The organism is Pseudomonas sp. NFACC05-1 (assembly GCF_900100135.1).
GTDB classification, from domain to species: Bacteria; Pseudomonadota; Gammaproteobacteria; order Pseudomonadales; family Pseudomonadaceae; genus Aquipseudomonas; species Aquipseudomonas fluorescens_Q.
Genome location: NZ_FMTR01000011.1, coordinates 122,671 through 146,831 on the forward strand (window position 1 = coordinate 122,671; position 24,161 = coordinate 146,831).

At 60.7% G+C, this 24,161-nt stretch carries 19 protein-coding genes; 13 read left to right on the forward strand and 6 right to left on the reverse strand.

The window, feature by feature from the left end; genetic code table 11:
* Positions 1 to 75: 75 nt before the first annotated feature.
* From cysK to BLO97_RS17875, 3 genes are all read left to right on the forward strand, one after another.
* The gene (gene cysK / locus BLO97_RS17865; protein ID WP_092150801.1) at positions 76 to 1,050 is read left to right on the forward strand and encodes a cysteine synthase A; all 975 of its coding nucleotides are present in this window, start codon (positions 76 to 78) and stop codon (positions 1,048 to 1,050) included.
* 431 nt (positions 1,051 to 1,481) lie between these two features.
* Positions 1,482 to 2,420: an aspartyl/asparaginyl beta-hydroxylase domain-containing protein gene (locus BLO97_RS17870; RefSeq protein WP_092150804.1), complete on the forward strand. Its 939-nt coding sequence runs from the start codon at positions 1,482 to 1,484 to the stop codon at positions 2,418 to 2,420.
* Positions 2,421 to 2,758: 338 nt separating this feature from the next.
* Positions 2,759 to 3,622 carry a DMT family transporter gene (locus BLO97_RS17875; RefSeq protein WP_092150807.1) on the forward strand — a complete coding sequence of 288 codons (864 nt, stop codon included), beginning with the start codon at positions 2,759 to 2,761 and terminating at the stop codon, positions 3,620 to 3,622.
* A gap of 119 nt (positions 3,623 to 3,741) precedes the next feature.
* Here the strand turns inward: BLO97_RS17875 and BLO97_RS17880 are convergent, their stop codons facing one another.
* On the reverse strand, positions 3,742 to 4,650 hold the full coding sequence (locus tag BLO97_RS17880) for a DMT family transporter (RefSeq protein WP_092347110.1): 909 nt from the start codon (positions 4,648 to 4,650) through the stop codon (positions 3,742 to 3,744).
* 130 nt (positions 4,651 to 4,780) lie between these two features.
* Here BLO97_RS17880 and aceK point away from each other — a divergent pair, with 130 nt between their 5' ends.
* The 8 genes from aceK (at position 4,781) to BLO97_RS17920 (ending at position 17,792) form a co-directional block, all read left to right on the forward strand.
* A complete protein-coding gene (gene aceK, locus BLO97_RS17885; RefSeq protein ID WP_092150813.1) occupies positions 4,781 to 6,502 on the forward strand; it encodes a bifunctional isocitrate dehydrogenase kinase/phosphatase in 1,722 nt (573 codons plus the stop codon).
* Between the two features lie 880 nt (positions 6,503 to 7,382).
* Positions 7,383 to 11,294, forward strand: coding sequence for an ATP-dependent RNA helicase HrpA (gene hrpA, locus BLO97_RS17890; protein WP_092347113.1), 3,912 nt, complete (start codon positions 7,383 to 7,385; stop codon positions 11,292 to 11,294).
* Positions 11,295 to 11,542: 248 nt separating this feature from the next.
* A complete protein-coding gene (locus BLO97_RS17895; protein ID WP_063322480.1) occupies positions 11,543 to 12,664 on the forward strand; it encodes a beta-ketoacyl-ACP synthase III in 1,122 nt (373 codons plus the stop codon).
* A gap of 197 nt (positions 12,665 to 12,861) precedes the next feature.
* Positions 12,862 to 13,473, forward strand: a complete 612-nt coding sequence (locus BLO97_RS17900) for an RNA polymerase sigma factor (protein WP_072341392.1) — start codon at positions 12,862 to 12,864, stop codon at positions 13,471 to 13,473.
* On the forward strand, positions 13,467 to 13,703 hold the full coding sequence (locus tag BLO97_RS17905) for an anti-sigma factor family protein (protein ID WP_063322478.1): 237 nt from the start codon (positions 13,467 to 13,469) through the stop codon (positions 13,701 to 13,703). Before BLO97_RS17900 ends, BLO97_RS17905 begins: the two co-directional genes overlap by 7 nt.
* A gap of 222 nt (positions 13,704 to 13,925) precedes the next feature.
* A complete protein-coding gene (locus BLO97_RS17910) occupies positions 13,926 to 15,236 on the forward strand; it encodes an OprO/OprP family phosphate-selective porin (RefSeq protein WP_092347116.1) in 1,311 nt (436 codons plus the stop codon).
* A gap of 198 nt (positions 15,237 to 15,434) precedes the next feature.
* The gene (locus BLO97_RS17915) at positions 15,435 to 16,487 is read left to right on the forward strand and encodes an RHS repeat-associated core domain-containing protein (protein WP_256572031.1); all 1,053 of its coding nucleotides are present in this window, start codon (positions 15,435 to 15,437) and stop codon (positions 16,485 to 16,487) included.
* Between the two features lie 180 nt (positions 16,488 to 16,667).
* Positions 16,668 to 17,792 (forward strand): GNAT family N-acetyltransferase, encoded by a 1,125-nt coding sequence (locus BLO97_RS17920; protein WP_092347122.1) that lies wholly within the window; start codon positions 16,668 to 16,670, stop codon positions 17,790 to 17,792.
* 17 nt (positions 17,793 to 17,809) lie between these two features.
* On the opposite strand, the gene aqpZ is transcribed toward BLO97_RS17920, so the two are convergent.
* The 5 genes from aqpZ to BLO97_RS17945 all read right to left on the reverse strand — a co-directional run bounded on the left by aqpZ (position 17,810) and on the right by BLO97_RS17945 (position 23,044).
* Entirely contained in the window at positions 17,810 to 18,499 is a 690-nt protein-coding gene (aqpZ, locus tag BLO97_RS17925; RefSeq protein ID WP_063322473.1) for an aquaporin Z, read from the reverse strand.
* Between the two features lie 318 nt (positions 18,500 to 18,817).
* Entirely contained in the window at positions 18,818 to 20,650 is a 1,833-nt protein-coding gene (locus BLO97_RS17930; protein ID WP_092347125.1) for an ABC transporter ATP-binding protein, read from the reverse strand.
* Between the two features lie 84 nt (positions 20,651 to 20,734).
* Positions 20,735 to 21,298: a peptidylprolyl isomerase gene (locus tag BLO97_RS17935; RefSeq protein ID WP_072341407.1), complete on the reverse strand. Its 564-nt coding sequence runs from the start codon at positions 21,296 to 21,298 to the stop codon at positions 20,735 to 20,737.
* Positions 21,299 to 21,302: 4 nt separating this feature from the next.
* The gene (locus tag BLO97_RS17940) at positions 21,303 to 22,106 is read right to left on the reverse strand and encodes an alpha/beta fold hydrolase (protein WP_092150841.1); all 804 of its coding nucleotides are present in this window, start codon (positions 22,104 to 22,106) and stop codon (positions 21,303 to 21,305) included.
* A 14-nt stretch (positions 22,107 to 22,120) separates the two neighbouring features.
* The gene (locus BLO97_RS17945) at positions 22,121 to 23,044 is read right to left on the reverse strand and encodes a PA3225 family LysR-type transcriptional regulator (RefSeq protein ID WP_060738713.1); all 924 of its coding nucleotides are present in this window, start codon (positions 23,042 to 23,044) and stop codon (positions 22,121 to 22,123) included.
* Positions 23,045 to 23,094: 50 nt separating this feature from the next.
* Here BLO97_RS17945 and BLO97_RS17950 point away from each other — a divergent pair, with 50 nt between their 5' ends.
* Positions 23,095 to 23,409, forward strand: a complete 315-nt coding sequence (locus BLO97_RS17950) for a 3-phosphoglycerate kinase (protein WP_092347128.1) — start codon at positions 23,095 to 23,097, stop codon at positions 23,407 to 23,409.
* A 150-nt stretch (positions 23,410 to 23,559) separates the two neighbouring features.
* Positions 23,560 to 24,159, forward strand: a complete 600-nt coding sequence (locus tag BLO97_RS17955) for an FMN-dependent NADH-azoreductase (RefSeq protein ID WP_018607593.1) — start codon at positions 23,560 to 23,562, stop codon at positions 24,157 to 24,159.
* Positions 24,160 to 24,161: the final 2 nt, after the last annotated feature.

Here is a 24,161-nt window from a genome sequence, read left to right on the forward strand (position 1 = left end):
CGGTGCAACTGGACGCCCATGGGCAAGAGGCATACCTTTAAAGGCTTACATTCCCGCTGCATCAAGGACCCAGCCATGAGCCGTATATTCGCTGACAACGCCCATTCCATCGGTAATACGCCGCTGGTGCAGATCAACCGCATTGCCCCGCGCGGCGTGACCATCCTGGCCAAGATCGAGGGGCGGAACCCAGGGTATTCGGTCAAGTGTCGGATCGGCGCAAACATGATCTGGGACGCTGAAAGCTCGGGCAAACTCAAGCCGGGCATGACCATCGTCGAACCGACTTCGGGCAACACCGGGATCGGCCTGGCGTTCGTCGCCGCCGCTCGTGGCTACAAGCTGATGCTGACCATGCCCGCCTCCATGAGCATCGAGCGCCGCAAAGTACTCAAGGCACTCGGCGCGGAACTGGTGCTCACCGAACCGGCGAAGGGCATGAAAGGGGCCATCGACAAAGCCGCCGAGATCATGGCCGGCGATCCAGCCAAATACTTCATGCCGCAGCAGTTCGATAACCCGGCGAACCCGGCGATTCACGAAAAAACCACCGGCCCGGAAATCTGGAACGATACCGACGGCGCGGTGGACGTGCTGGTGGCGGGTGTGGGCACCGGCGGGACCATCACCGGCGTTTCGCGGTACATCAAGAACACCTGCGGCAAACCGATTTTGTCGGTGGCGGTCGAGCCCGAGGTTTCGCCGGTGATTACCCAGGCGATGGCGGGCCAGGAGATCAAGCCCAGCCCCCACAAGATCCAGGGGATTGGCGCTGGGTTCGTGCCGAAGAACCTTGACCTGTCGATCGTTGACCTGGTCGAGCGGGTATCTGACGACGAGTCCAAGGCCATGGCCCTGCGCTTGATGCAGGAGGAGGGCATCCTCTGCGGGATCTCTTGTGGCGCGGCGATGGCCGTGGCCGTGCGCCTGGCGGAAAAACCGGAGATGCAGGGCAAGACCATCGTCGTGATCCTGCCGGATTCGGGCGAGCGGTACTTGTCGAGCATGTTGTTCAGTGATTTGTTTACCGAGCAGGAGATTCAGCAGTAACTGCCTGCACAGGATGTGATGGGAGCTTTGTGGCGAGGGAGCTTGCTCCCGCTGGGGTGCGCAGCGCCCCCAAAATAGGTGGAGCTCATCAAGTCGCAGGCGCTTTTGTGGCGAGGGAGCTTGCTCCCGCTCGACTGCGAAGCAGGCGTCCGGACTCCAGCGTGGGTCGCCAGATCGTAGGGGCGCGCTTCGCACGCCAGCGGGAGCAAGCTCCCTCGCCACAAAAGCTCTCGCCATCGTAGGTTGAATGATTGTTCGATGCGTCAGCCAAGGTTCAGGCGGCGCATGTTAGAAAGTGTTTATTGCGTTTCACTCAACAGAGAATGTTGCGTCAGATGGTTTTTACCCGGGCCTGGAGTGGTTAACATGGCCTTCGGCTACGTCGGGCAGTAGGCGTTGCGTCAGTTGTTTTTGGACAAGGAGTTGTAAAAATGACCGTTTCGTTTGTCGCCAAGGCCTCGGTGTTGCTGCTGTTCCTGGGCAGTACGCTGTACGTGCACCTGCGTGGCAAGGCGCGTTTGCCGGTATTGCGCCAGTTCGTCAACCATTCGGCGCTGTTTGCCCCCTATAACGCCTTGATGTACCTGTTCTCCGGCGTGCCCTCGAGACCTTACCTGGACCGCAGCAAGTTCCCCGAACTGGATGTGCTCAAGGACAATTGGCAAGTCATCCGCGACGAGGCCATGCACCTGTTCGACGAGGGCTACATTCGCGCTGCCGAGAAGAACAACGACGCGGGTTTCGGCTCGTTCTTCAAAAAGGGCTGGAAGCGTTTTTACCTCAAGTGGTACGACAAACCGCTGCCGTCGGCTGAGCTGTTGTGCCCCAGGACGGTCGCGCTGGTCAGCCAGATCCCCAATGTCCGGGGCGCGATGTTTGCCCTGCTGCCGGGTGACAGCCATCTCAATCCCCACCGAGACCCCTTCGCCGGTTCGTTGCGTTATCACCTGGGCTTGTCCACCCCCAATTCCGACGACTGCCGGATCTTCGTCGACGGTCAGATCTACGCCTGGCGCGACGGCGAAGACGTCATGTTCGATGAAACCTATGTGCACTGGGTCAAGAACGAAACCCCGCAGACCCGCGTGATCCTGTTCTGCGATGTCGAGCGGCCCCTGAAAAGCCGGTTGATGACCCGCCTCAACCGCAGCATCAGCGCGTTCCTCGGGCGCGCCACCGCGCCGCAGAACCTGGAGGAAGAACACGTCGGTGGTATCAACCGGGCCTATGCCTGGAGCAAGTCGTTCAGTGACGGCATCAGCGGCCGGGTCAAGCAGTTCAAGCGCAAGCATCCCAAGGCCTACCGGGTGATGCGGCCAGTGTTGGCGGTGGCGGTGCTGACGGCGCTTGGCTACTGGTTGTTCGTTTAAATATTGCGTAGTCCATCGAGCGCTGGTTATAGTCGGCGCCCTTCGGGTTTTCGAACCCACCCTTCAAGAGATCGGCTCATGCCTGCATCCCCTGTCATCGCGGTCGTGGTTCCAGCGTTCAACGCTGGCGTCGTGCCGTGTGGGAGTCAGCAGCCTGCGCAGATCGGTCAATACCCTCCACCTGTCAGTAGCCCACCGGTGTACGCCGTCGTATCACCGCCGGGTGTTGGCGTTCAGGGCTGATCGGCAACGGTTGCCGTCCCCTGTGCCTGCCTGAAAAAACTACTGGACTTCAGCTTCGGCTGAGTTGGCTTTTTGCCTGACTACAGGTGGTATTCATGTTTTCCCTTTCTAAAAACGCCTTGTTGGCGGCGGCTTCCACGAGCCTGTTCGTTTTGCTGTGGAGCAGTGGGGCGATCTTTTCCAAGCTGGGCCTGGCCCATGCTTCACCTTTCGCTTTTCTGCTGATCCGTTTTGCCATCGCCCTGTCGGCGCTGGTGCTGTTGATTCCGTTGCTCAAGTTCAAGCTGCCCAAGACTGGCAAGCCGATGCTGTACGCGGCGACCACCGGGTTGGTGCTGCTGGGCGCCTATCAGATTTTTTATCTGCTGGCGCTGCAAATGAACGTCACCCCCGGGGTGATGGCCACCCTGATGGGCGTGCAGCCGATCCTGACCGTGGTGCTCATGGAACGGCAGCGTTCCTGGTCGCGGCTGTTCGGCCTGGCGCTGGGGTTGGTCGGGTTGGTCATGGTGGTGTACCAGGGCATCGGCCTGGCCGGCATGTCCCTGGCCGGGATGCTCTGTGGGTTGCTGGCACTGGTGAGCATGACGGCCGGTTCGATCATGCAGAAGCGCATCACCGACAACCCACTGGGCACGCTGCCGGTGCAGTACCTGGCCGGGCTGGTGCTGTGCGCGGTGTTCGTGCCCTTCCAGCCGTTCCACTTCGAGTACAACACGGGTTTCATCGTGCCGGTGTTGTGGATGGCGCTGGTGGTGTCGGTGCTGGCGACGTTGCTGCTGTACCGACTGATCGCCCGGGGCAACCTGGTGAATGTCACCAGCCTGTTCTACCTGGTGCCGGCGGTGACGGCGATCATGGACTACCTGGTGTTTGGCAATCGGCTGGCGTTGTTGAGCTTGTTGGGGATGGTGCTGATCATCGTGGGGTTGGTGTTTGTGTTTCGTAAAAGCCGTTAGCCCTTAGATATTTAGTGACTGCACCATTGCTTTCGCGGGCAAGCCCGCTCCCACAGGTTATGTACAGGCCTTGTGGGAGCGGGCTTGCTCGCGAAGGTATTTTTAACCGCGCCGATGAACTACCGGGCGGACGCTTGAACCGGTTTCGCCGCCCCAGGTTTCAACACCAACCACAACGCCGCCGCAATCAACACCCCGCCATACAAATGCGCCATCCCCAACGGCTCATCCAGCAGCAACGCCCCCCACAGCACGCCGAACGGCGGAATCAGGAAGGTCACGGTCATGGATTTGACCGGGCCGATGGAACTGAGCAGGCGGAAATAAAGGATGTACGCCAGCGCGGTACACACCAGGCCCAGCCCCAACAGTGACAACCAAACGTTCCAGCCACCCCAGCTGGCCGGTGGTTGGCTGATGACGCTGTAGCCAAACAGCGGTAGCAAGAACACCGTGGCGCCGAACATACTGCCCAGGGCCGAGAGACGGCTGTCCAAGCCACCTTGCTGATCGAGCCAGCGACGGGTGAGGAAACCGGCAAAGCCATAGCAGGTCGTGGCCAGCAGGCAGGCGAGGGCGCCCATCAGCAATTGCAGGTCGAACGCCACCGGGCCGGCGCGGGTCAGGATGCCGACGCCGAACAACCCCAGGCAGACACCGCTGACCTTGGCTGGGGTGAGTTTTTCGCTGAAGAACAAGCCGCCGATCAGCACCCCCATCAACGGCGTGGTGGCGTTGAAGATCGCCGAATAACCGGCCGGCAGCACCTGGGCGGCCAACGAATAGAAGGTGGCCGGAATGCCCGAGTTGATCAGGCCCAGCCCCATCACGACTTTGAGCTTGCCGCGAAAATTCCAGTCGATGCGCATCAGGGCCAGGATCACCAACAGCCCGACGAAGGCGATGGACACGCGAAAAAAGGCAGTGGGGATTGTGCCAATGACGGGGGCGATAATGCGCATGAACAGGAAACTGGCGCCCCAGATAGCGGCCAGTGACAGTAAGCGCAGGATATCGACGAGGTTCACGAGTCATTCCTTCCTTGATTGGGCGGCAAGTGTCGCCGTCCTGAATAGCGATGGCAATGGTTGCGTTGGCGCGTGATTGGCCTCTAAGCTCAGTCGCCAATAACAAGCATGACCCGCCGAGGTTTACCCTATGCCGCAGCCATGGCCCGCCATCGAAATCGCCCGTTCGATCCTCGACGGCTTCGACGATTATCGTGAGCACTTCCGGCAGATCACCGACGGCGCCCGCGCCCGGTTCGAGCAGGCGCTGTGGCTGGAGGCGCAAGCGGCTTCGGCGGCGCGCATCAACTTGTATGAAGAAAAAGTCTTCGAAACCGTTGCCAAGCTGCACAAGGCCTTCGATGACGAAACCCTGATGGACGTGAGCTGCTGGCCGCTGGTCAAGAGCGCCTACATCAGCCTGATCGACCTGCGCTTCGACGATGAGCTGTCGGAAACCTGGTACAACTCGATCTTTTGCGGGCTGTTCAGCCACGACCTGATCAGCGATGGCACCATGTTCATCCACACCACCCGGCCCAGCCTGCGCCGCGCCCGTGCCGCCCAGACCCGCACTTACAAACCCCAGGGGCAGTTGGACCGGATGCTGGCGAGCGTGTTCGCCGATTACCGTTTCAGCGAGGACTACGGCGACTTGCCAGGCGACCTGCAGCGCCTCGAAGCGCAGTTGCGCGAGAACCTGCCGGACTGGGTCTGCAAGGACCCGGAACTGACGGTGGAGTTGTTTTCCTCGGTGCTTTACCGCAACAAGGGCGCCTACCTGGTGGGCCGGATCTTCACCCGCGATGACCAATGGCCGCTGGTGATCCCGCTGCTGCACCGCGAGGGCCGGGGTATCCAGATCGATGCGCTGATTACCGACGAGGCGCAGGTGTCGATCATCTTCTCGTTCACCCGCTCGTACTTCATGGTGGACGTGCCGGTGCCGGCGGAATTCATCGGCTTTCTCAAGCGCATCCTGCCGGGCAAGCACATCGCCGAGTTGTACACCTCCATCGGTTTCTACAAGCACGGCAAGTCCGAGTTCTACCGAGCGTTGATCAATCATCTGGCGAACACCGACGACCAGTTCATCATGGCCCCGGGTGTGCGTGGCATGGTCATGAGCGTGTTCACCCTGCCGGGCTTCAACACCGTATTCAAGATCATCAAGGACCGCTTCTCGCCGTCGAAAAACGTTGACCGGGCCACGGTGATCGAGAAGTACCGCTTGGTGAAGAGCGTCGACCGGGTCGGGCGCATGGCCGATACCCAAGAGTTCGCCGATTTCCGTTTTCCCCTGGGCAAGTTCGAGCCGGCGTGCCTGGAGGAGCTGTTGGAAGTGGCGCCGTCCACGGTGTCGGTGGAAGGCGACACGGTGCTGATTCGTCACTGCTGGACCGAGCGCCGCATGACACCGCTGAACCTGTATTTGGAGAACGCCAACCAGGACCAGGTGCGCGAGGCGCTGGAAGACTATGGCCTGGCCATCAAGCAACTGGCGGCGGCCAATATCTTTCCCGGCGACATGCTGCTCAAGAACTTCGGCGTGACCCGCCACGGCCGCGTGGTGTTCTACGACTACGATGAAATCTGCTTCCTGACCGAAGCCAACTTCCGCCACATCCCCCAGCCCCGTACACCGGAAGACGAAATGGCCTCCGAGCCCTGGTATTCCATCGGGCCGCTGGACGTGTTTCCCGAGGAGTTCCCACCCTTCCTGTTCGCTGACGCCGGGCAGCGCAAGCTGTTCGACCAGTTGCACGGCGAGTTGTACAACGCCGACTATTGGAAAGGCCTGCAAGAGGCAATCCGGGCGGGGAAGGTGATCGACGTGTTCCCGTATCGGCGTAAGGACCTGGACAACGAATAACCCAGCAGGTAAACGAAGCCCCCTGTGGCGAGGGAGCTTGCTCCCGCTGGGGCGCGCAGCGGCCCTAGAACCCGGCAACGCGGTGGAACAGGTCGATTGAGTGAGCTTGAGAGGGGGCTGCTGCGCAGCCCAGCGGGAGCAAGCTCCCTCGCCACAAAAGCTCAAAAGCTCAAAAGCTCAAAAGCTCAAAAGCTCAAAAGCTACCCGGTCGACCAATCGATTTGCTCGTGAAACTGACACTGATTCGAGGCATTCCCTTAACCCGCGCCGTGCCCAATTCCCGTGGCGAGGGAGCTTGCTCCCGCTGGGGCGCGCAGCGGCCCTGGAACCCGGCGACACGGTGGATCAGGTTGATTGAGTGAGCTTGAGAGGGGGCTGCTGCGCAGCCCAGCGGGAGCAAGCTCCCTCGCCACAAAAGCTCAAAAGCTCAAAAGCTCAAAAGCTCAAAAGCTCAAAAGCTACCCGGTCGACCAATCGATTTGCTCGTGAAACTGACACTGATTCGAGGCATTCCCTTAACCCGCGCCGTGCCCAATTCCCGTGGCGAGGGAGCTTGCTCCCGCTGGGGCGCGCAGCGGCCCTAGAACCCGGCGACACGGTGGATCAGGTTGATTGAGTGAGCTTGAGAGGGGCTGCTGCGCAGCCCAGCGGGAGCAAGCTCCCTCGCCACACAAGCAGCTTTGACGAAAAGCTCCTGTGTGCGAGCTTGCTCGCGATAGCGGTATCTCAGTCAACATCTAATGCAGGCTGAACCACCACCATCGTGAGCAAGCTCGCTCCCACAAGGGTGTGGCGGTGGGCTGCTTTGCGCGTTCGGCGCAATGGCCGCAAATCTGCGACAATCGCCCCCCTGCACAAACCGAAGACCCTTGCGTACCTGATGACTGACCAAGCCCCCGCTATCGACAAGCTGCTGAAAAACCTCGACCACGCCATGCTCGCCGACCGTCACCGGTTGCGGCGCCAGTTGCTCGAGCTGCGCAAGAAACCCGACGAGGCCAAGCTGGCCCAGTGGGTGGCGCGCATGCAGGCGTCGTGCGACCAGGTGTTGGCGCGCAAGGCCAGCCTGCCGGTGATCCGCTACGACGACAATCTACCGATCGCCGCCAAGCGCGACGAAATCAAGGACGCGCTGCTCAAGCACCAGGTGCTGATCATTGCCGGCGAGACCGGTTCGGGGAAAACCACGCAGTTGCCCAAGATCTGCCTGGAAATCGGTCGCGGCCAGCACGGCTTGATCGGCCACACCCAACCGCGCCGGATCGCCGCCCGCAGCGTCGCAAGCCGTGTTGCCGAAGAACTGGCCACGCCGTTGGGGGCGCTGGTGGGTTATCAGGTGCGCTTCGAGGACCAGAGCGACGCCAACACCCTGATCAAGCTGATGACCGACGGCATCCTGCTGGCCGAGACCCAGAACGACCGCTACCTCGAGCGCTACGACACGATCATCGTCGACGAAGCCCACGAACGCAGCCTGAACATCGACTTCCTGCTGGGCTACCTCAAGACCCTGCTGCCACGCCGTCCGGACCTGAAAGTCATCATCACCTCGGCGACCATCGACCTGGAGCGCTTCTCCAAGCATTTCGATGATGCGCCGATCGTGGAAGTCTCGGGCCGCACCTTCCCGGTGGAAACCTGGTATCGCCCGCTGACCCTGGAGCAGGACGAGGAAGGCAACCGGGTCGAGGATGACTTGACTGTCGACCAGGCGATCCTCGCCACCCTTGATGAAATCGCCGCCTACGAGCGCAGCGAGCGCCGCAGCCCTGGGGACGTGCTGGTGTTCCTGCCGGGCGAGCGGGAGATTCGCGACGCCGCGGAGATGCTGCGCAAGGCCCAGCTCAAGCACACCGAGATCCTGCCGCTGTATGCGCGACTGTCGCCGGCCGAACAGCAGCGGATCTTCCAGTCCCACCCGGGCCGTCGCGTGGTGCTGGCGACCAACGTCGCCGAAACCTCGCTGACCGTGCCGGGCATCCGCTACGTGATCGACAGCGGCACCGCGCGCATCAGCCGCTACAGCTATCGCGCCAAGGTCCAGCGCCTGCCCATCGAAGCCATTTCCCAGGCCAGCGCCAACCAGCGCAAGGGGCGCTGTGGGCGGGTCGAGCCGGGGATTTGCGTGCGGTTGTACAGCGAAGAAGATTTTCTTGGACGGCCGGAGTTCACTGACCCGGAAATCCTGCGCACCAACCTGGCGGCGGTGATCCTGCAGATGCTGCACCTGCGCCTCGGCGAGATCACTGATTTCCCGTTCATCGAGCCGCCGGATGGCAAGGCCATCAGTGACGGTTTCAACCTGCTGCAGGAATTGTCGGCGGTGGACCGCAACAGCCAATTGACCCCGCTCGGTCGCCAGTTGGCGCGCCTGCCGGTGGACCCGCGCATGGGCCGCATGCTGTTGGAAGCGGCGAAGCTGGGCAGTTTGCAGGAAGTGTTAATCGTCGCCAGTGCCATGTCGATCCAGGATCCGCGCGAGCGTCCGCCGGAGCGCCAACAGGCGGCGGACCAGGCCCACGCCCAGTGGAAGGACGCGGATTCGGACTTCGCCGGGCTGGTCAACCTGTGGCGCGGTTTCGAAGAGCAGCGCCAGGCCCTGACCGCCAGCCCGCTGCGCAATTGGTGCCGCAAGAACTTCCTCAACTACCTGCGCCTGCGCGAGTGGCGCGATTCCCATCGTCAGTTGAGCCTGATCTGCCGCGACATGCAGTTGAGCCTCAATAAAGAACCGGCCGATTACCCGAAACTGCACAAAGCGGTGCTTTCGGGCCTGTTGAGCCAGATCGGCCAGAAAACCGAAGAGGGCGACTACCTCGGCGCCCGCCAGCGGCGGTTCTGGGTCCATCCGTCTTCGGGCCTGGGCAAGAAGCGTCCGCAATGGCTGATGACCGCCGAACTGGTGGAAACCACCAAGCTGTATGCGCGCATGGTTGCCAAGATCGAACCGGACTGGATCGAGCCGCTGGCCGGGCACCTGATCAAGAAAAACCACTTCGAACCCCATTGGGAGAAGAAGCGCGGACAGGTGGTGGCCTATGAGCAAATCACCCTGTTCGGGCTCATCGTCGTTGGTCGACGGCCAGTGCATTACGGGCCGGTGGACCCGGTGGTGTCACGGGAGCTGTTCATCCGCGAGGCGCTGGTGCGCGGCGAGATCCAGTCCAAAGCCAAGTGCCTGAGTGCCAATACCCGGTTGCTGGAGCAACTCGACGAGCTGGAAGCCAAGGCCCGTCGCCGCGACATCCTGGCGGACGAGGAAACCCTGTTTGCCTTCTACGACGCGCGCTTGCCGGCCGAGATCCACCAGACCGCGACGTTCGACAGCTGGTACCGGATCAACAGCCAGAAAGACCCGCAACTGCTGATCATGCGCGAAGAAGACGTGTTGGCCCGCGAAGCCAGCGAAGTCACCGCCGCGCATTACCCCGACACCTTGCGCGTCGGCGACCTGACCTTGCCGCTGAGCTATCACTTCGAGCCCAACCACCCACGCGACGGCGTGACGTTGCGAGTGCCGGCGCCACTGCTGCCGATGCTACCGCCGGAGCGCCTGGAGTGGCTGGTGCCAGGGGTGATCGAAGCCAAGTGCATCGCCCTGGTGCGCAACCTGCCCAAGGCCTTGCGCAAGAACTTCGTGCCGGTGCCCGACTTCGTCAAGGCGGCGCTGCAACGCATCACCTTCGCCGAAGGTTCGTTGCCGCAAGCCCTGGGCCGTGAGTTGTTGCGCATGACCGGCGCGCGGGTCAGCGACGAAGCCTGGGCGGAAGCCGCGCAGCAGGTGGAAAGCCATCTGCGCATGAACCTGGAAATCGTCGACGGCCAGGGCAAGTTCCTCGGTGAGGGCCGGGACTTGGCCGAGCTGACGGCGCGCTTTGCCGAGGCCAGCCAGGCCGCCTTGGCCGTACCGCAAACGGCGAAAAGCCAGGCGCCGGTGGAGGCGAAAATCTTCGCGCCGGTGGCCGAGAAAACCCAGCAGAAGATCGCCGGGCTGTCGATGACGGTCTATCCGGCGCTGGTGGAAGAGGGCGGCGTGGTCAAGGAAGGCCGCTTCCCGACCCCGGCCGAAGCCGAGTTCCAGCATCGCCGCGCCTTGCAACGCTTGCTCATGCAGCAATTGGCCGAATCGGCCAAGTTCCTGCGTGGCAAGCTACCGGGGCTGACGGAGCTGGGCCTGCTGTACCGCGACTTGGGCCGCATCGACGGCCTGGTGGAAGACATCCTGCTCGCCAGCCTCGACAGTTGTGTGCTCGAAGGCGAAGCGAGCCTGCCCCGCGACGGTGCCGCACTGGCCTCCCTGGCCGAGCGCAAGCGCGGCGGCTGGACCGAGCATGCCGAACGTCTGGCGAAACTGACCCTGGACATCCTCAAGCTCTGGCATGGCCTGCAAAAACGCTTCAAGGGCAAGATCGACCTGGCCCAGGCCGTGGCGCTGAACGATATCAAGCAGCAACTCAGCCACCTGGTGTACCCGGGGTTCGTGCGCGAAACCCCACATCAGTGGCTCAAGGAGCTGCCGCGCTACCTCAAGGCCATCGAGCAACGCTTCGAGAAGCTCGGTAGCCAGGTGCAGAAAGACCGGGTCTGGAGCGGCGAGCTGTCGAACCTCTGGGCCCAATACCAGGCCCGCGCCAGCAAACACGCCCAGGAAGGCAAGCGCGATCCGCAACTGGAACTGTACCGCTGGTGGCTGGAGGAATACCGGGTGTCGCTGTTCGCCCAGCAACTGGGGACCAAGGTGCCGATTTCCGACAAGCGCCTGGGCAAGCAGTGGAGCCTGGTGGAGGGCTGATCGCAGAATCACGGGCAGGCCCGTAACCCACAGGTTTTATGTAGTAAGTGAGGGAGAATGGGCCAAACGCCAGCGTTTATGGCAAACTTCGCGGCTATAAATGCCGGTCCCGTGGTTTTGAGCTTCAATGCCTCGGGCGGATCGGAATAAAGCGATGCCAGGGCTGCTTCCCCGGATGGGAAAAGTCCCTTTGTGTATTGGTACGTCGGTGCCAATGCTTTCTGCCTGAACAGATCAGAGACACGACCATGCATAACGTCGTCATCAGCGGCACCGGCCTGTACACCCCGGCCAACAGCATCTCCAATGAAGAGCTGGTGCAATCTTTCAATACCTATGTCGCGCAATTCAACGCCGACAACGCCGATGCCATCGCGCGCGGTGAAGTCGAGGCGTTGACCGAATCCAACGCCGCGTTCATCGAAAAGGCCTCCGGCATCAAGAGCCGCTTTGTCATGGACAAGGAGGGCATTCTTGATCCGCAACGCATGACCCCACGGTTGCCCGAGCGCTCCAACGACGAGTGGTCGGTGCTCTGCGAGATGGCCATCGGCGCTGCGAAACAGGCCCTGGAGCGCGCCGGCCGCACGGTCGCCGACATCGACGGGGTCATCGTCGCCTGTTCCAACCTGCAGCGTGCCTACCCGGCCATCGCCATCGAAGTCCAGGAAGCCCTGGGCATCGAAGGTTTCGGTTTCGACATGAACGTGGCTTGTTCCTCAGCCACTTTCGGCATCCAGGCAGCAGCCAACAGCGTGCAACTGGGCCAGGCCCGGGCAATCCTGATGGTCAACCCGGAAGTGTGCACCGGCCACCTGAACTTCCGTGATCGCGACAGCCACTTCATCTTCGGCGACGCGGCCACCGCCGTGATCATCGAGCGGGCGGACCTGGCGACCTCGCCGTACCAGTTCGACGTGGTCAGCACCAAGCTGTTGACCAAGTTCTCCAACAACATTCGCAACAACTTCGGCTTCCTCAACCGCGCCGCCGAAGAAGGCATCGGTAGCCGTGACAAGCTGTTTGTCCAGGAAGGCCGCAAGGTGTTCCGCGACGTCTGCCCGATGGTGGCCGAGCTGATCGGTGCCCACCTGGAAGAAAACCAGCTGAACGTCGGCGAGGTGAAGCGCTTCTGGCTGCACCAGGCCAACCTGAGCATGAACCACCTGATCGTGCGCAAACTGCTGGGGCGCGAAGCCACCGAAGAGGAAGCGCCAGTGATCCTCGACCGCTACGCCAACACCAGTTCGGCGGGCTCGGTGATTGCTTTTCACAAATACCAGGATGACTTGCCCAGCGGTTCGGTCGCTGTGCTCAGTTCGTTCGGCGCTGGGTATTCGATTGGCAGTGTGATTTTGCGTAAGCATTGATCTGGTCTGGCTCAGCTTTGATCTGTGCCTTTTCAGTTTCTATCTGGGCTGGTTCAGCTTTTGTGTGGCGAGGGAGCTTGCTCCCGCTCGGTTGCGCAGCGACCGCAGAATCTTGGGGCCGCTTCGCAACCCAGCGGGAGCAAGCTCCCTCGCCACAAACAGAAAAATCATCAGTCTTCCAGGCAATGGGGCGTTGAATGACGGTCACCGATGACACCCTTCTGCTCCAACGCCTCCTGGCCGGTGAGCAGCAGGCCTATAAGGAGCTGGTCAGCGCCTACCAGAGCCCGATGCGCGCCGTGGCCTATGCCATCGTCGGCAGCCGCCATGTCGATGAGGTGGTGCAGGACGCGTGGCTGTCGGTGGTGCGTAATCTCAGTGGTTTCCAGGGACGTTCCAGCCTCAAGACCTGGCTGCTGACCATCACCGCCAACGCTGCCAAAGGGCGCTACAAACAGAACCGTCGGGAGGTGTTGCTCGACGATCTGCCGTCACCCCATGGCACCCTCGGCGATGATCGTTTCGCCGCCGACGGTCATTGGCTGTTGGCGCCGTTCGCCTGGCACCAGGACACGCCTGAGGCGCTGCTCACGATGGCGGAATTACGCGATTGCCTGGAGCACACGTTGCTCAGCCTGTCGGAACTGCAAGGCAGCGTGCTGAACCTGCGGGAACGCCAGGGACTGGAGCTGGAAGAAATCTGTAATCTTCTGGATATTTCGCTCTCCAATGTGCGAGTGCTGTTGCATCGCGCCCGGCTGAAAGTCTTCGCGACCGTTGAACATTTCGAGGAAACCGGCGAATGCTGACCTGCAAGGAACAAGTGGCGCGCTCCAGCGATTATCTCGACGGCCAGTTAAGTTTTCGTGAACGCCTGATGGTGCGTCATCACCTGATGTTCTGCCCCAACTGCCGGCGTTTTATCCGCCAGATGCGGCTAATGCAGGCGACCCTCAAAAAGCTTCCTGAAGCCCCCATTCCCGACCTGGATCACCTCGCCGAAAAACTCGCGGCTGAACGTAAACGTCACCACCCCTAGTTCCGTATGCACCTGCGACTGCTCTAACTTGCCGCTTGCAGCTCACTCCTTGCAGCTGCTTCTCAGTTATTCCCTTTCGAAGTAAAAAGTTCCGCTGTCATAAAATCTTTATGTGATAGCAACTCGCCTGACACAACCCGTCGCCAAGATCCCCTCCCAACACCAGCGGGCCCAGTTCCGCGTGTTTTCTAACGCATAGACTACCAACAGGGGAATTCTTCGATGATCCGCAAGCACTTCGCAGGTGTTGCCGCCAGCGCACTGGCAATGGCAGTAACCGCCCAGGCTTTCGCCGGCACCGTCACCACCGACGGCGCCGATATCGTGGTCAAAACCAAGGGCGGCCTTGAGGTCGCTACCACTGACAAAGAGTTCAGCTTCAAGCTCGGTGGTCGTCTGCAGGCTGACTACAGCCAGTTCGATGGTATCTACACCGACAACGGCAACTCGGCCGATGCCGCTTACATCCGCCGCGCGTTCCTGGAACTGTCCGGCGTGCTGTACACGGATTGGGCCTACACCATCAACTACGACATGTCCCACAACAGTGGCGACTCCGATAACGGCTACTTCGACGAAGCGTCCCTGGCCTACAACGGCTTCAAGCCGGTTTCGATCAAGGTTGGTCGCTTCGACCCCGACTTCGGCCTGGAAAAAGCCACCAGCTCCAAGTGGGTCACTGCACCTGAGCGTAACGCCGCTTACGACCTGATCGACTGGACGAACAGCCATCAGAACGGCCTGGGCCTGCAAGCCTCCAGCACCTTCGCCGATTCGTTCTATGCCTCGGCCGGTGTATTCAGCAAAGACACCGACGACACCGACGGCGACAGCGTCAAGCAAGTCAACGGTCGCTTCGTATTCGCGCCAATGCACGATGCTGGCAACGTGCTGCACTTCGGTGTGAACGTGGCTTCGCGCGACGTCTCCGACACCGTCTTCGATGCGCGTTATCGCTCCCGCCTGGGCATGCGTGGCGTTGAAACCATGGGTGGCAACGACGCCGGCCCTAACGGCAACCGTCCGGTACTGGGCGGCGCGAACAACTCGCCAGCCGGTTCGTACGACCGCGACACCGCCTTCGGCCTGGAAGCCGCTTTCGCCATGGGGCCTGCGTCGATCCAGGGCGAATACATCACTCGCAAGACCAAGGCTGATGCCGATGGTTTCGAAGACATCAAAGGCCATGGCTTCTACGTACAGGGCGCGTACACCCTCACCGGCGAGTCCCGTGGTTATAAAGTCGGCAAGTTTGACGCGATCAAACCTCAGAACAAATCCATCGGCGCCTGGGAAGTGTTCTATCGCTTCGACAGCCTGACCGTCGAAGACGACAACATCACCACTGCCTCGGCGACCCGCGACGTGGGCGATGCCGAAGCCAAGGTGCACAACCTGGGCGTGAACTGGTACGCCAACGAAGCGGTGAAAATCTCCGCCGCCTACATCAAGGCCAAGACCGACAAAGTGACCAACGCCAATGGCGATGACGATGGCGACGGTTTTGTGATGCGCGCCCAGTACGTGTTCTAAACCGCACTGGCTTGATATACCGCTCTGACTTCATCCGTTAAAGCGCTCCTTTGAACCCCGCCTCTGGCGGGGTTTTTTTTTGAGCCGCGTTTGGGTAAGCGCTGTATGGGTGGCCACCTGTCAACCCTGACAGTTTCGCCGTATCTAGAAAGCGTGCTTACTTCCTCAGGCCACCATAGCTCATCTGGAGAGTCGACCATGGCGGATTCAGATCTTGGGTCCAATCACCCCATTACCAACTTCGGTGCCTCGCCCGATGAACCGACCACCCGATTTCACTATGACGCACTCGATAGCTTGATCGGGCGCACTACGTCCGCGGGCAAAGAGCATCGGTTCTACCGAAACGATGAGCTGGCGAGCGAGGTCAGCGGGACTGTCAGCACAACCTTCGTGCGTGCAGAGGGCATGGTGCTCGCCGAGTGCCAAACCGGTGGTGATGCCGGTCCCATATTGCTGATGGGCGATGATAAGAACAGCGTGATGGGTGAAGTTACTCGGCAGGGACTCACGAGTATTGCGTATTCACCCTATGGCCAGCGGGTTGAAGGCAGCTCGGCGAGTAGTCATTTGGGTTACAACGGCGAGCGGCGCGAAAGGCAGACCGGCTGGTATTTGCTGGGCAAGGGCTACCGTGTCTTCAATCCTCAGTTGATGAGGTTTCACAGCCCGGATAACTTGAGTCCCTTCGGTAGGGGGGGATTGAATGCGTACATGTATTGTGTGGGGGATCCAATTAATAATGTAGACCCGACGGGGCATGGTTTTATAGGAGCTGTATCGCGTTTTTTTAGAAAGCCAGCAGCGTTTTCTGTGGGCGAAACTACATCCGGGATTTTTACCTTGACTAAGCACAGAGTCAAGCCTCCGAGTTTAAGAGTTATTGGGTCTGAAGATGTTTTGAATGCCCAAAAAAACGTGGCTTATTTTGACGTGATGGTTAGAAAATATGAGGCTAAATTTATTGAAATTAGTGATCTGGAAGTCAGTCCGGAGATTGTGAGTAACATGATCAGTGAGCAAGATTTTTTTCGCGGAAAAACAATATCTGCATTGAAGAATTATGAATTCGCTCTACGCCACAAAGGTGAGCTTGGAATTACGCGGCGTGGGGCAAAAAAACTCGAGGCGCTCGCAGAAGTGTACGATAAGATGATGAAAAACATACCAGGGCAGGAGCGCGCTGAACATTTAGCCAGTGTGGAAGATAGAGTCAGAACAGCGGCGGAAATGAAGAATATTCGCGAATAAGTAAAGGGGGCGACCTCTAATAACTGATTTTTTCGAACTGCAAGATGTCGAGTAGTACCGCCAATATCCTATTTCGGATCACTCATCACCCAAGCCCGTAAAAAAGTATCCTGCTTCTCGTTCCTACCGTCCGGATCGGCGATACTCGCTCCATCCATTGTCTGGATATCGAGGAACCGCATGCCGCTTCACGTCTTGGACAGCCTGTCCGCCATTGCGCCGCAAGAATGGGACGCCCTGGTACCCGCCAACCAACCATTCCTGCGTCACGCCTTCCTGAGCACCCTGGAAGACAGTGCCAGCCTCGGCCCGCAATCTGGTTGGCAGCCTGAGCATTTGCTGCACATCGAAGGCGGTCGTCTGCTGGCGGCCTTGCCCAGTTACCGCAAGTGGCATTCCTACGGTGAATACGTATTCGACCATGCCTGGGCCGATGCCTGCGCCCGGGCCGGGATCGAGTATTACCCCAAGCTGCTGACAGCGGTGCCGTTCAGTCCGGTCAGCGGTCCGCGATTGTTGGCGGCCCGCGTGGAGGACGGTCTGGAATTGTTGGGCAGCCTGCCGGGTTATCTTGAGATCGAAGGGCTTTCCAGCGCCCACATCAACTTCACCGATGCCTTCACCGACGCGGCGCTGGCCGGGCAGGAGGGTTGGCTGCAGCGGATTGGCTGCCAGTACCACTGGCAAAATCGTGGTTATCGGGACTTCCAGGATTTTCTCGATGCCCTCAGTTCGCGCAAGCGCAAGCAGATGCGCAAGGAGCGTGAACAGGTGGCGGGGCAGGGCATCGAGTTCGAATGGCTCGAAGGCCAGCAACTGGACGAGGCCCAGTGGGACTTTGTCTACGCCTGTTACGCCAACACCTACGCGGTGCGGCGGCAGGCGCCGTACCTGACCCGGGCGTTCTTCAGCCTGCTGGCCGAGCGCATGCCTGAGGCCATTCGCGTGGTCTTGGCCAAGCAAGGTTCACGGCCGGTGGCGATGGCGTTCAGCCTGGTGGGCGGCGACAGTTTCTACGGGCGTTACTGGGGCTGCCTGGCGGAATTTGATCGCCTGCATTTCGAGACCTGTTTCTATCAGGGCATGGACTACGCGATTGCCCATGGCTTGCAGCGTTTCGATGCCGGGGCCCAGGGCGAGCACAAATTGATTCGCGGGTTCGAACCGGTGATTACCCGTTCGTGGCATTACTTGCGGCATCCGGGGTTGAAAGCGGCCGTGGCGGATTTCCTCGTGCGCGAGCAAGAGGGGGTGCTGGCCTATGCCGAAGAGGCGAAAACAGCACTGCCTTATCGGCAGTGCTGATTTTTCGCGGGTGTGACTCAGCTGTCTTCGTTGCCCAGCCAGCGGTAAGAGACACCACCAATGACAGCACCCAGCAGCGGTGCTACCCAGAACAGCCACAGTTGCTCGATGGCCCAGCCGCCGACGATCAGCGCCGGACCGGTACTGCGGGCCGGGTTGACGGACGTGTTGGTGACTGGAATCGAGATCAGGTGAATGAGCGTCAGGGCCAGGCCGATGGCAATCGGTGCCAGCCCGGCCGGGGCACGTTTATCGGTGGCGCCGAGGATGATCAGGATGAACATTGCCGTCATGATCAGCTCGGTCACAAAACCGGCCGCCAACGAATACCCACCGGGTGAATGCTCGCCGTAACCGTTCGACGCCAGGCCGGACGCGGTCAGGTCAAAGCCTTCCTTGCCGCTGGCGATGAAGTAGATCAGCGCCGCGGCCAGCACACCACCGATGACCTGGGCGATGATGTAGGCCGGCAATTCCCTGGCCGGAAACCGCCCGCCCACGTACAAACCCACCGACACAGCCGGGTTCAGGTGGCAGCCGGAGATATGACCGATGGCGAACGCCATGGTCAACACCGTCAGGCCGAATGCCAGGGCAACCCCCAGCACGCCAATCCCGGAGGCAGCCAATACCGCGCTGCCGCAGCCGCCCAACACCAGCCAGAACGTACCCAACAACTCAGTCGTTGAACGTTTGAGTAAAGACATAAGCATCCTTGAAAAAACAGTCGTGATAATCGGTTATGCATCCTGCAGCATTACGACAGGCTCATCTCCAGAACCTGGGCTGAGTACAGCAGGGTTTATCGACAAATCCAGCGGCACAAAAAAACCGCCAGAGTCATGGACTGGGGCGGTTTTGGCCGTGGTCGGCGGGGAGTATGTCGTTGCTATATGGGCTAAATGGATTCTGGACAGATTTTTTCAGAAAGGCCTTGGGGCTGCACTGGCCCTACTGTTTAAGCAAAGACCCTGTGGCGAGGGAGCAAGCTCCCTCGCCACAGGGGTCAGTGGTGTCTGGTTGATTCAGTCGATCCCCACGAACCCACCCGTCTGGTGCTGCCACAACCGCGCATACAACCCGCCATGGGCCAGCAGTTCGGCATGGCTGCCGGTTTCGGCGATGTGGCCGTTTTCCAGCACGACCAGGCGGTCCATGCGGGCGATGGTCGAGAGGCGGTGGGCGATGGCGATCACGGTCTTGCCTTGCATCAGGGTCTCGAGGCTTTCCTGGATCGCCGCTTCGACTTCCGAGTCCAGTGCTGACGTCGCTTCGTCCATGATCAGGATCGGCGCGTCCTTGAGCAGTACCCGGGCAATGGCGATGCGCTGGCGCTGGCCGCCGGACAGTTTCACGCCGCGTTCGCCCACATGGGCATCGAAACCGGTGCGGCCTTCGGCATCCGACAGCAGTGGGATGAACTCATCGGCCCGGGCCTTGCGCACGGCTTCCCAGAGTTGCGCATCGGTGGCGTCTGGCTTGCCGTAGAGCAGATTCTCGCGAATCGAGCGGTGCAGCAGCGACGTGTCCTGGGTGATCATGCCGATGCGCTCGCGCAAGCTTTCCTGGCCGACCTCGGCGATGTCCTGGCCGTCGATGAGGATGCGCCCGCCTTGCACGTCATAAAGACGCAGCAGCAGGTTGACCAACGTGGATTTGCCCGCGCCGGACGGCCCGATCAGGCCGATTTTTTCGCCGGGCTTGATGGTCAGGTTGAGGTCGCCGATCACGCCGCTTTTCTTGCCATAGTGGAAATCCACGTGCTCGAAACGCACCTCGCCGCGCGCGACCGCCAGGGGCTTGGCCTGGTCGCGGTCGGTGACGCTGACCGGTTGGGCGATGGTCTGCAGGCCGTCCTGGACCATGCCGATGTTTTCGAAGATGCCGTTGACCACCCACATGATCCAACCGGACATGTTGACGATGCGGATCACCAGCCCGGTCGCCAGGGCAATGGCGCCCACGCTGATCAGCGACTGAGTCCAGAGCCACAGCGCCAGCCCGGTGGTGCCGACGATCAGCAGCCCGTTCATGCTGGTGATGACCACGTCCATGCTGGTCACCACGCGACCGGCCAACTGGGCTTTTTCGGTCTGCTCCTGGATGGCTTCGCGGGCGTATTGCTGTTCGAAGTTGGTGTGGGCGAACAGCTTGAGGGTGGTGATGTTGGTGTAGCCGTCGACGATCCGGCCCATGAGTTTGGAGCGGGCATCGGACGACACCACCGAGCGCTCCTTGACCCTTGGCACGAAGTAACACAGGGCGCCAATGTAGGCGGCGATCCACATCAGCAGCGGAATCATCAGGCGCCAGTCGGCTTCGGCGAACAGTACCAGGGAACTGATGGCGTAGATCAGCACGTGCCACAGGGCGTCCACGGCTTGCACCGCCGAGTCGCGCAGGGAGTTGCCGGTCTGCATGATGCGCTGGGCGATGCGCCCGGCGAAGTCGTTCTGGAAGAAATTCAGGCTCTGCTTGAGCACGTAGCTGTGGTTCTGCCAGCGGATCAGGCTGGTCATGCCGGGGCTCAGGGTCTGGTGCACCAGCAGGTCATGCAGGGCCACGAAGATCGGCCGAAAGACCAACGCCACCACCGCCATCCAGGCCAGTTCCAGGCCATGGACCTTGAAGAAGTCCACATTCGGCGTGCCCTGGGTCAGGTCGATGATGCGGCTCAGGTAGCTGAACAGCGCCACCTCGATCAGCGCGCCGATCAGACCCACCACCAGCAGCACGACGAAGCTGGGCCAGACCTGTTTCAGGTAATAGGTGTAGAAGGGCAGGACGCGGTTCGGCGGGGCCGAGCTCGGGGCGTCGCGGAAGATATCGATCAGTGTTTCGAAACGGCGAAAAACCATCTGTAAATGCCCTGGCAGGGGCTCTCCTTTTTGCTAATGGGCGGTGCGGGATCACCGCGCCGCCCAGGCTTGCCGTGTGCCGCTTCAGTCGATGCGCTTGGCCGACTTGATGAGCACAGGGTCGATCGGCACGTTTTGCATGCCTTGTTTGGTCGTGGTCTGGGAGTTGACGATGATGTCCACCACGTCCATGCCCTTGACCACCTTGGCGAACACTGCGTAACCGGCGTCACGGCCCGGATCGAGGAAGGCGTTGTCGGCCACGTTGATGAAGAACTGGCTGGTGGCCGAGTCCGGGTTGGACGTGCGGGCCATCGACAAGGTGCCACGAACGTTGTGCAGGCCATTGCTGGCTTCGTTCTTGATTGGGGCCTTGGTGTCTTTTTGTTGCATGGTTTGAGTGAACCCACCGCCCTGGGCCATGAAGCCCGGGATCACCCGGTGAAAAATCGTGTTGTTGTAGAAGCCGCTGTCCACGTACTCAAGGAAGTTCTTGGTACTGATGGGGGCCTTGACCGGGTCCAGTTCGATTTCGATCTGGCCGTTGGTGGTGTCCAGCAATACATGGGGGGCCTTGGCGGGAGTCGCAGCCATCAGGTTGGCGGCAAACAATACGGTGCCGGCGGCAAGGGCGATTTTTTTCAGCATGGGGTCAGTGATCCTGAGTGGTGGAATCGGTTGCGGTCAAAAAGTCGAGCAGGGTTTGGTTGAAGCGTTCGGGTTGATCCAGCGGGGTGGCGTGCCGCGAATCGGCGATGACCACCAGCCGTGCATCGGGCAGTAGCCTGACGTAGGCTTCTTTCAGTGCCACCGGGGTGTAGTCATGGTCGGCGCAAATGACCAGGGTTGGACAGGCGACCTGCGACAGTCGTTCCTGCACGCCCCATCCCACGATCGCATCGAAGCTGGCGAGATAAGCACGTTTGTCGTTTTTTGCCCAGCGCCGAGCCATTTCCAGGCGTAACTCGGTTTGTTCGGGCTTGGGGAATAACTTGGCGCCGAGGGCCTTGCCGATGGTCTCCAGGCTGAGGATGCGCATCAGGCTCCAGCGCTTGAACCATTGCCAGCAGTCATCGGGCGTGCGGACTTTGACTTCGGGAGCACTGTTGACGATGCACAGGCTCCTGACCAGGTTGGGTTGGTCCACCGCCAGCTGAAAGCAGATCATGCCGCCCATGGACCAACCCACCAGATGCACCGGGCCGAGGTCCAGGTGTTCGATCAGGGCGACCAGGTCGGCGCTGAACCCTTCGATGCTGTAGCGCTCGCGCGGCTTGTCGGAGCGACCGTGACCGCGCACATCCACCACGATCAGGTGGTAGCGGGCGGACAGCACCGGGATCTGCTTTTCCCAGTCGCGGGTGCTCGAGCCCAGGCCGTGGACCATCAGCAAGGGCGTACCGTGGCCGTATTCCTCATAGTGCAGGTTGCAACCTTCATGTTCAAAATAGGCCATCGGCGAAGTCCTTGTCAGGCTTGTTCAGGGGCGGCGAACGGAGCATCCAGCGGCGCGGTGTCGAAGGTGCGCAGCAATTCGATCAGGATCTGCGTGGCCGGGCCCAGGGGTTTTTCCTTGTTTGAGAAAAGATAGAAGGTCGAGTTGCGGCTGCCTCCCTGTTCCAAGGGTAGACGCTTGAGCACGCCTTCCTTGAGTTCCCGTTCGATCATGTGCCGGGGCAGCCAGGCGAAGCCCAGGCCGCTGCCGACAAAACTCGCGGCGGTGGCCAGGCTGCCCACGGTCCAGCGCTGTTCGGCGCCGAGCCAGCCGACGTCGCGGGGCTGTTGGCGGCCGGAGTCGCGGATGACCACTTGCAACTGGCTTTCCAGGTCCTGGAAGTTCAGTTCGCGGTTGAGGCGGTGCAGGGCATGCTCGGGATGGGCCACCGCGATGAACTCTACGTCGCTCAACTCCGCCCCCAGGTAACCGGGAATGCTGAAGCCGCTGATGGCCAGGTCGGCCACGCCTTCGAGCAGCACTTCTTCGACACCCGACAACACTTCTTCGCGCAGCCGCACCCGGCAGCCACGGCTTTGTGGCATGAACGCCGTCAAGGCGCGAACGAGGCGGGCGTTGGGGTAGGCCGCGTCGACCACCAGGCGCACTTCCGCTTCCCAGCCTTGCTCCATGTGGTGGGCCAGGTCTTCCAGTTGGCTGGCCTGTTTCACCAGTTGCCGGGAACGGCGCAGCAGTACGCCGCCGGCTTCGGTCAGCACGGCCTTGCGCCCATCGATGCGCAGCAACGGCACGCCGAGCTGATCCTGCATGCGGGCCACGGTGTAGCTCACTGACGACTGGGAGCGATGCAGCACTTCAGCGGCCTGGGCGAAGCCGCCGTGGTCGACCACGGCCTGCAAGGTGCGCCATTGATCAAGGGTTACGCGGGGCGCTTTCATATCGAGCTCCTCTTGTCCTAAGCTGGCAGTCCCTTGGTGGAGACTGCCGAATGAAGAAAATCTGTTGTGTGGTGCTGGCCCTGCTGCCACTGACTGCGTTTGCCTACCCGATCGATGTGGAAAAACACCTCAACGGCCTGAGCATCGACTACAACGCCTATGACACCGATGCCGATATCGGTTCCATCCAGGTCAACAACTACGGCAACACCGACGCGGCTTGTACCGTAGTCTTCAGCAATGGCCCGGAAGCACCTCGCACCCGCAAGATCGAAGTCGCCGCCGGCAAGTTCAAGAACGCCACGACCAAGTTCAACCGCAACATCATCAAGCTGCGCATCAAGCTGACCTGTCAGCCGAAATAGCCCGGCAGTGAGGCAGGCAATATTGCTTGCTCCGCTTATAAACGAATTTATCGATGCTTTACAGCAGTTATTTGCGCTTTTTCATCGATATGATCGCGTTTAACCTTCACTCCATCGACTGACAACATTCTCAGATGGAGCCTACAAGCCATGTCCCGCGTTCTGATCATCGAAAGCAGTGCCCGCCAGCAAGACTCGGTGTCCCGTCAACTGACCCAGACCTTTATCAGCCAGTGGAAAGCGGCACACCCGGCCGACGAAATCAGCGTTCGCGACCTGGCCATCAATCCGGTGCCGCACCTGGATGCCAATCTGCTGGGTGGCTGGATGAAGCCGGCCGAGCAGCGCAGCGACGTTGAAAACGCCTCGCTGGAGCGCTCCAACCAACTGACCGATGAACTGCTGGCCGCGGACGTGCTGGTAATGGCTGCACCGATGTACAACTTCGCCATCCCCAGCACACTGAAAGCCTGGCTCGACCATGTGCTGCGTGCCGGCGTGACGTTCAAATACACCCCCACCGGACCTCAAGGCCTGCTGGCCGACAAGCGCGCCTTCGTGCTGACCGCCCGTGGTGGCATTCATGCCGGCGGCAGCACTGACCATCAAGAACCCTACTTGCGCCAGGTCATGGGCTTCATCGGGATCCACGACGTGACCTTCATCCATGCCGAAGGCATGAACCTGGGTGGCGACTTCCAGGAGAAGGGCCTGAATCAGGCCAACGCCAAACTGTCCCAGGTCGCCTGATC

What these genes read in the sequence shown, in the direction of transcription:
- cysK (WP_092150801.1), top strand. Translation starts at nt 76, where the DNA reads ATGAGCCGTATATTCGCTGACAACGCCCATTCCATCGGTAATACGCCG.
- BLO97_RS17870 (WP_092150804.1), top strand. Translation starts at nt 1,482, where the DNA reads ATGACCGTTTCGTTTGTCGCCAAGGCCTCGGTGTTGCTGCTGTTCCTG.
- BLO97_RS17875 (WP_092150807.1), top strand. Translation starts at nt 2,759, where the DNA reads ATGTTTTCCCTTTCTAAAAACGCCTTGTTGGCGGCGGCTTCCACGAGC.
- aceK (WP_092150813.1), top strand. Translation starts at nt 4,781, where the DNA reads ATGCCGCAGCCATGGCCCGCCATCGAAATCGCCCGTTCGATCCTCGAC.
- hrpA (WP_092347113.1), top strand. Translation starts at nt 7,383, where the DNA reads ATGACTGACCAAGCCCCCGCTATCGACAAGCTGCTGAAAAACCTCGAC.
- BLO97_RS17895 (WP_063322480.1), top strand. Translation starts at nt 11,543, where the DNA reads ATGCATAACGTCGTCATCAGCGGCACCGGCCTGTACACCCCGGCCAAC.
- BLO97_RS17900 (WP_072341392.1), top strand. Translation starts at nt 12,862, where the DNA reads ATGACGGTCACCGATGACACCCTTCTGCTCCAACGCCTCCTGGCCGGT.
- BLO97_RS17905 (WP_063322478.1), top strand. Translation starts at nt 13,467, where the DNA reads ATGCTGACCTGCAAGGAACAAGTGGCGCGCTCCAGCGATTATCTCGAC.
- BLO97_RS17910 (WP_092347116.1), top strand. Translation starts at nt 13,926, where the DNA reads ATGATCCGCAAGCACTTCGCAGGTGTTGCCGCCAGCGCACTGGCAATG.
- BLO97_RS17915 (WP_256572031.1), top strand. Translation starts at nt 15,435, where the DNA reads ATGGCGGATTCAGATCTTGGGTCCAATCACCCCATTACCAACTTCGGT.
- BLO97_RS17920 (WP_092347122.1), top strand. Translation starts at nt 16,668, where the DNA reads ATGCCGCTTCACGTCTTGGACAGCCTGTCCGCCATTGCGCCGCAAGAA.
- aqpZ (WP_063322473.1), bottom strand. Translation starts at nt 18,499, where the DNA reads ATGTCTTTACTCAAACGTTCAACGACTGAGTTGTTGGGTACGTTCTGG.
- BLO97_RS17930 (WP_092347125.1), bottom strand. Translation starts at nt 20,650, where the DNA reads ATGGTTTTTCGCCGTTTCGAAACACTGATCGATATCTTCCGCGACGCC.
- BLO97_RS17935 (WP_072341407.1), bottom strand. Translation starts at nt 21,298, where the DNA reads ATGCTGAAAAAAATCGCCCTTGCCGCCGGCACCGTATTGTTTGCCGCC.
- BLO97_RS17940 (WP_092150841.1), bottom strand. Translation starts at nt 22,106, where the DNA reads ATGGCCTATTTTGAACATGAAGGTTGCAACCTGCACTATGAGGAATAC.
- BLO97_RS17945 (WP_060738713.1), bottom strand. Translation starts at nt 23,044, where the DNA reads ATGAAAGCGCCCCGCGTAACCCTTGATCAATGGCGCACCTTGCAGGCC.
- BLO97_RS17950 (WP_092347128.1), top strand. Translation starts at nt 23,095, where the DNA reads ATGAAGAAAATCTGTTGTGTGGTGCTGGCCCTGCTGCCACTGACTGCG.
- BLO97_RS17955 (WP_018607593.1), top strand. Translation starts at nt 23,560, where the DNA reads ATGTCCCGCGTTCTGATCATCGAAAGCAGTGCCCGCCAGCAAGACTCG.